The 4,620-nt window shown below is 38.0% G+C and carries 2 protein-coding genes; one reads left to right on the top strand and one right to left on the bottom strand.

The features are described 5' to 3' along the window. Positions 1-292: 292 nt before the first annotated feature. Positions 293-2,365 carry an AAA family ATPase gene (locus PX481_RS08255; protein WP_288027806.1) on the top strand — a complete coding sequence of 691 codons (2,073 nt, stop codon included), beginning with the start codon at positions 293-295 and terminating at the stop codon, positions 2,363-2,365. A 428-nt stretch (positions 2,366-2,793) separates the two neighbouring features. On the opposite strand, the gene PX481_RS08250 is transcribed toward PX481_RS08255, so the two are convergent. Next, the coding region (locus PX481_RS08250) for an FUSC family protein (RefSeq protein ID WP_288094328.1) at positions 2,794-4,620 on the bottom strand (1,827 nt) is incomplete at its 5' end.

The following is a 4,620-nucleotide window of genomic DNA, read 5'->3' as shown; positions in this document are numbered from 1 at the left end:
TGGCTCTTCGTTACTTGGTATGATTCGATCAGGGGGCATAAATCGACTAAATCCTTATCCGGCAAGAGACTTAATTGATTAGCTCGTTCTAGATCGAAAACAATTGACAAAAATCGCCAAATGTCTTTCTATATAAGGGTTTCATCCCTTATAACCCCCCTCCATTGCATAACACAAACCGAAGAACCGGAAATTTCATCCAAATGCTCCACTTCCCACTTCCCCATCCCCCCACTTCCCCACTTCCCCACTTCCCACTCCCCCACTTCCCCATCATCCCCTTTATATAAATATGAAACTACTATCAATAAAGTTATGTAATTTTCGACAATTTTATGGTAAGACTCCTGAGATACATTTAGCAGCGAGTTCTCGCAATACGACGGTAATTTATGGCAATAATGGGGCAGGAAAAACAACAATTTTAAATGCTTGTACCTGGGTTCTTTATGAAAAATTTACAGCAGCTTTTGCCGAACCAGAGTTATTAGTTAATAAACGGGCAATTACCGAAGTAAGCACGGGAACCTCCATAGAATGTTCCGCAGAAGTAAACTTTGAACATGAAAATAAACGCTATCAGGTAAAACGAAAATTTTTCGCCTATCAAGATGTAAATAGTAAGATTAAATACGGTTCAAATAGTTTATATATGCTCTACGCTGGTGATGATGGTAATTGGTACACACCCAATCAACCACCAGAGGATATTATTAATCAAATCTTACCAGAAAGTTTACATCGTTATTTCTTTTTTGATGGGGAATATATCGATCATCAATTTCGCAGTAGTAGCCAAGGTAAAATCGCCGAAGATACAAAAGAATTATTGGGAGTTAAAGTATTAGATCGAGCGATCGAGCATTTAAAAAAAGCCAAAAAATCTTTACAAGATGAGCTTAAAGATTTAGGGGAATCGGATTTAAAAAAGTTACTGAAACAGGAAAGTAAAATTGAGCAGGATTTCGAGAAATTAAAACAGCGTCAGCAAGATATTATTAGCCAGTTATCCCAGCAAGAAGAATTAAAAAAAGCCGTTACTAATCGCTTATTAGAGTTAAGTGGTGCCGAAGAATTAAAACAGTTAAAAGAAAAATTGGAACAACAGGAAAGAAATCTGCGGCAAGATTTAGTCAGAACTAAAGATAAATTAAAGAAATTAATTTCTCAGCAAGCTTATCAAGTCTTTTTAAAAGAAATTAATCAAAATTTTCAGCAATTAATCGATCACCTACGACAACAAGGGGAATTACCCAGTGGTATTAAACAGCAATTTGTCCAACAATTATTAGAGCGGAAAAAATGTATTTGTGGTCAGGAATTACAGGAAAATAGCCAAGCTTATTTACAGGTACAAGATTGGATGAATAAAGCAGGAATGGCCGATGTAGAAGAAGCAGCCATTCGCTTATCTTCCACAGTCAAAGAAATGGATAAAAAAGTCTTAGATTTTTGGCAAGAAGTGGATAATTATCAAGCTAATATTCACCAATGGCGCTTAGAATTATCTTTAGTAGAATCAGAATTAGATGAAGTGCGGGATAAATTTCGCCATTATCCCGATGAAGATATTAAAAATCTGCAATCTCGCTTAGATGCGATCGAGGATTCCCTAAAAGATTTACGCTTGGAACAGGGCAGCAATAAAAATCAACTAGATATCTATGAAAAAGAGTTAGAATCCCTGCAAAAACAGGTACAAAAACAGCAACAAAAAGAGGAAAAATATAATTTAGGACAACGACGTATTTTAGTGACTCAAGAGGCAATTAATCGCATTAGTGAGGTAAGACAGAGATTAGAAAATCAGTTTCGTTTGTCCTTAGAAAAACGGGTACAGGAAATCTTTAACTCAATTTCTTTTACTCCCTATATTCCCCGTATTAGTCCCGATTACGAGGTAAGACTATTAGAAAATACGACAGGATTCGCCATTCCCGTGGCAGCTTCTACCGGAGAAAATCAGATTCTCAGTTTATCTTTTATCGGGGGAATTATCGATCGAGTGCGAGAATGGAGTCAGAAAAATACTTTGATGGGAATTGATAGCAGCACTTTTCCTCTGGTGATGGATTCCCCTTTTGGTAGTCTTGATCATATCTATCGTCGGCAAGTTGCGATCGCTATTCCTAAATTAGCCAATCAGTTAATTGTTTTAGTGACAAAAACTCAATGGAGAGGAGAAGTAGAAACCGAGATTTCTCCCTATATTGGTAAAGAATATGTGTTAGTTTATAATTCTCCGAAAGCGGATTGTCAAGAGGATTTAATTAATCTTCATGGTGTTGATTATTCTCTAGTGAAACGCAGTCCTAATAATTTTGAATATACGGAAATTATCGAAGTTAATCGATTTTCCTCCTGACTGCTAAATGGCTGCCTCTCACCTTTGCAGAAATACAGACAATCAGCAATTATCAGTGACTCTTAAATTGGTACAAAAATATGAACAATCGCGTGTAAGCATCTCACCGAAAAGCTAATGCGCTCCAGGGTTTGGGTAGGGTTGATTCATGAATCAACCCTACCTTGAATCAACCCTACCCAAAGGCTTGAATTGAGTGATAAAATCGGAAATAATGACCAATTTTAGAAGATAGTTTCCCTTTAAAAATACCAACTCAGTAGATTTACAAAAATTTTGTTGTAAGTAGTCGGACATAAATTCTGTTGTCTATCTTAAGAAATGTAAATTGCCGCAATTCTTACTGACGACCGACTCCTGACGACCGGCTACTGACTCCTTACCCCACAGTTAACTTTACTTTTGTCCAACTACTTAATAACTAAATTTTAACTTCTAATAAAACGATCGATTGCTGTGTTCATTACCCCCACACGACTGGATAATTCCACAAGTTCCGTGGTGACAATATTATAATCCCCTAAATATTTCTGGAGATTAGTTCCCTCTTGTTGATTGCCAATTTCTACTAACCTTTCCTCTCGCAATTCTTGCAAATGATCGAGGATATTTTCTAAAGTATCTTCGAGGGGAGGTAAGGGAGAAGGAGGATTATTTGCTTGCAAAGCTTGGGTTAATTGCGTCAAAGCTTGGGTTATTTGTTGCGTGAACAGACTCAGATTAGGATGGGGAGGACTACCGCGATATTGTTCCAATTCCGTCAATAAAACTGTCACCCCGCGACCAAAACGAGGAATATAATTACTTAAAGTGATTGCCGGTTCCATTTGTGGAAAGGGTGTGCTAGGATCATCAATTAATCTTTGTAGGGCCGTTTGCATAGTTGTATTTGCTCGTCGAGCTTTATTGCGATGGGAAGATAAACTTGCAGTTTGATAGGATGATTCTCCTAAATAAACTGCCATAACTGACTGAAAATATATTTGATTAGCTTCTAATGCTTTAATGGCAGCGAGGGAAAAACGTTCATCTTCATTAAACCGTAAAAAACCGAAGGAAAGTGCAAAAGCTAAAGCACTACCGATTAAAGTATAAACTATTCTGATATACTCTAAATTAATCCCGTCATTGCTGGTATCGAGACGACTGATAATTAAAGCAAAAATTGTGATAAAAAATACGGCTAAACTATAGTGAAATCGCACCAAAGTTAAAGCGATCGCTATAGAAATAACCCCAATAACTTCTAACCAGAGCGGATTATCTATAATTCGCAACAGTGCCAAAACAAAAAACGAGCCTAAAATCGTGCCAAACACCCGATTTAAAAAGCGTTGAAAAGTCAAGCTAAAATCTGGTTTTAACACAATAACTAAGGTTAAACCAATCCAAAAACTATGGGTAATTCCTAGCTTGTTGTAAATCAAAACTCCTAGCGCACTTCCCAAACCCAAGCGTAAACCATGACGAAATAGGGGCGATTCTAGATTAAAATTAGATTTTAATGGTTCCCACCAAGCTTTTTCTTGACCGTACTCTTTTTCTATCCCTTCAAAGTTCCGCTGCCAGGGATTCTTTTTATCTGAAAATTCCTCGCTTTGCCGCAAATGTTGCGCTGTTTCACTGGCTATTTTTAGCTGTTTAAATAATTTTTTTAAACGATTATTTAATTGGGAAATTGCCACATAACTGCTATAATCGTCCTGAGCATTTTCTAAAACTTTAGCTTGCAGGTTTTTTTGTTGCTCGATCGCCTTGAGTAATAGCTGCAAGCGCTCACAATCCGGTTGTTTATTTCTACCCAAAATTAACCCAGCAATATCTTCGCTAATTTCCGCCACTTGCACGAGAATATCTTCTAATAAAATACCCACCGTGGTCAGTTGTGGCAAGGGATGAAGATGAAGCAATTCTCGCAGCGCGATTAAGCTGGTGTTAATGCGATCGCTATCTTCAATCAAGACGATTAACAATTCCCGCAGCTCATTCTTTCCCCAACGTCCCCGACGCGTCAAGGTGACAGTTTTCCTCGAACGTAGCAACAGCTGGCGGATTTTGTCAAAATATGGCTCCTCATGAGCATTAGAACGAGAGTTTAAGGGCAAAGAGCGGAGATAGGTGGCGATACCCTGAAAATTTTCCGCCGTTACCTGACGTAAAGGCTGATTAGGGCGAAAAGGCCAGATAAACAGGGCTAAAAAAATTGTCCATCCCCCTCCCAACACAGCGATTCCGGCCCGTTGTAAAGCGACGAC

The sequence above is a fragment of the Microcystis sp. M53603_WE2 genome (assembly GCF_030065435.1).
Note: the sequence above shows the minus strand (reverse complement) of the source record. Positions and strands in the feature narration are given on the sequence as shown.